Below are 410 nucleotides of genomic sequence, written 5' to 3' on the forward strand. Positions count from 1 at the left end.
GATTGATACCGTGCAACACGCCCTGGATGGCGGTCGCTGGTGTCAGGGCCACGGCATCATCGAGCAACGCGTTGCATTTGCCGATTTCGCGGATCGCCAGGCGGTATCCGTTCAACGGAGAGATGGCATACAGCCCCCACTCAATCCCCCGCTCACTACGCTGGAGTTTTATCACCGCATCGCGGGAGGCATTTTGCACCATGCCCAGAGAATGATAAGGCAGGAAATACTGCTCGAAACGCTTCTCCTCGTATGCATCAAGCCAGGTAAAATCAGGCTGGTTATCGGCAAAAATACCGGTCATCAGTTCGATATACGGGCCGTTATTGTCAGTCAGGCTCTTATCCCACGCCTGGCCAAATTCACTGTGTCCCCAACTCCACTGTTTTTTACCTGGCGCAATATGGTGG

1 protein-coding gene is annotated in these 410 nt (G+C 53.9%); it reads right to left on the reverse strand.

Annotated features, from left to right (window positions below; translation table 11 throughout):
- The coding region (locus EHH60_RS36950; protein WP_124164006.1) for a DUF5107 domain-containing protein at nt 1–410 on the reverse strand (410 nt) is incomplete at both ends.

It is taken from the genome of Bradyrhizobium sp. RP6, assembly GCF_003837805.1.
Classification (GTDB): Bacteria; Pseudomonadota; Alphaproteobacteria; order Rhizobiales; family Xanthobacteraceae; genus Bradyrhizobium.